3 protein-coding genes are annotated in these 2,054 nt (G+C 43.3%); all 3 read left to right on the top strand.

Annotation, left to right across the window (positions count from 1 at the left end; genetic code table 11):
- A partial coding sequence (locus tag EDM57_RS22740; protein WP_281274256.1) for an HNH/ENDO VII family nuclease occupies positions 1-918 on the top strand: 918 nt, incomplete at its 5' end.
- 12 nt (positions 919-930) lie between these two features.
- The gene (locus EDM57_RS22735; RefSeq protein ID WP_122906946.1) at positions 931-1,350 is read left to right on the top strand and encodes an SMI1/KNR4 family protein; all 420 of its coding nucleotides are present in this window, start codon (positions 931-933) and stop codon (positions 1,348-1,350) included.
- A gap of 366 nt (positions 1,351-1,716) precedes the next feature.
- Positions 1,717-2,054: pentapeptide repeat-containing protein (locus EDM57_RS22730; RefSeq protein ID WP_246005893.1), on the top strand; the 338-nt coding region annotated here is incomplete at its 3' end.

Raw genomic sequence — 2,054 nt, 5'->3', positions numbered from 1 at the left:
GAAAAGGTAGGCGATGCCGCCAAAAAAGTAATGGACGCTTCCCAAGCGGTTATTGGGAAAGTGGTCACGACTGCGCGTAAGATGGAAGAGAAGCTTGGGGTCATCGAGGCTGTCAAGAAGATGAAGGACGCGATGCAGAAGCGGATCATGGCAGCGAAAGATGCGGTTATGAGCAAGGCGCGTGAAATGAAAGCCAAGGTGAAAGGAAAAGCCCAGGCAGTCAACGAGAAAGTGCGAGAGCTTTCCGATCGCGTGCAGGAAAGACTGGAAGATGTTTTGCAGCCGAAAATGGTGACGCCAGAAGGATTTGTCATGAAAGCGGCGAAGACTGAGAATAAGGCAGTGAGTGTCGGGCGAACGGCGAATCAGAAGAAGTGGGATGAGGTTTATAAGAAGTCCGATTCACCAGGTGGTGGGAAGTCGGCGAATAAGGCGACTAAGGGGACGGGGAAAGGTAGTAATTATACTAAAGTTGAGTTCCAGGGAAGGAAAGTTTATCAAAGAAATGATATAGATTGGAACATGGTAGACCCAGACACCGGATTAACAAATCTAGAAAGAATGCAAATGGGATGGGCTCCAGTTGGGAAAGACGGCAAAAAAATAAGTCTACACCATATCTTACAAGTTGAGCCAGGTCCCATGGTTGAAATTCTACAAACGGTGCATCAGAAAAATTATAAGGTTTTGCATGGGCTTTTAGAGAAAACAAAATATAAAAGACTGAGATCACTGAATAGCATATCTTCAAAAGCAAATAAGCCTATAGAAGAAATAGAGAAAATAAGAAAAGAAAGGAAAGCTAAAAAGCAAAGAAGTTTTAGAAATGACCCTAATTTAGATAAGCAGTATAATAAATTTCGTGAAGAATATTGGATTTGGAGAGCAGAAGAGTATATAAAAACATTAAAAGATTAGGAGGCATACACTTTGAAGACGAAACAAGTTATTGAGCTAATTAAAAATGCTAAAAAAAAGTTTTTTGTTGGGGCTTTAAGTGACACTAAAATATCAAACATTGAAGAAATGTTAAATGTGAAGCTACCAGATAGTTACAAATGGTTCTTGCGTGAATATGGGACTGGCGGGGTTATAGGAGTAGAAATTTTTGGGGGGGGGTTGAGAGATATTCCAACATGTGTTACAGAAACTGTTGATTGGCGTGGTTATGGTCTACCTGAAAAGTTTGTTGTCATTGAGAATTTTGGTGCTGGTGTATATTGTTTGGATACCTCTAGAATAGAAAATGGTGAGTGCCCAGTTGTTGACTGGGAGCAAGATGAGGGTATTGGTACCAGAGAGTATGATGATTTCCTTACGTTTTTAATTGAGAGGTTTTCGAACAGATAGAGTGTTTTTTCTCTATATGAATAATATTAGGAGTCTGTCTTAATTTTTATGTAACTTAGTATGCAATTCAAAAACAAGGTCGTACAATATAACCAACAAATCAACTACTAAAAAACTTAATAAACATGCTTAGATCAACTTTCAAAGGCTCATTCCAACTTAACTGATTAAGGGGGAATGAGCTTTTTTGCATGTCCAAAATCAAAGGAGGAAAAGGAAAATATCAAAGCGTGAAAAGATAGTGGCAGAAGAGTCTAGCACAGGAAGTAGAAAAAGAAGGTCGTCGGTCCGGCCGAGATCGAACGGATCAAGCTCGCCCAGGCGGAGAAGTTTCATCAGTACGTCGTCAGTCTGGGACGGTATGCGTTGCAGCAAGTAGATTCCGTGGAAGCGTTTGGGCAGGTGGAAAAGGAAGACGAACTGGAGGTGCGCGTCGGCGAGTACCTGGACCAGAGTGAAATCGTGTACTGCTGCGATGGGCGTCCAAAAGACTCGCAGCAAATCCGCATCTGGCTGGAGGAAAGACGGGAGCAGGAATACGGCTACAAAGTCTTGGCTGGTCTCGATTTGGCGAAGGGACAGTTTGCGGGGATCGATTTGCGCTACGCCGATCTGGGCAACAGTCGCTTGGCTGGTGCCAACCTGCGGGAGAGCGTGCTGGTCGGAACGAGGTGCGTTCGTACCGAGCTGAATGAGGCGGACTT

This window comes from Brevibacillus gelatini, assembly GCF_003710935.1.
Lineage (GTDB): Bacteria > Bacillota > Bacilli > Brevibacillales > Brevibacillaceae > Brevibacillus > Brevibacillus gelatini.
This window is presented reverse-complemented; position numbering and strand designations above follow the sequence as displayed.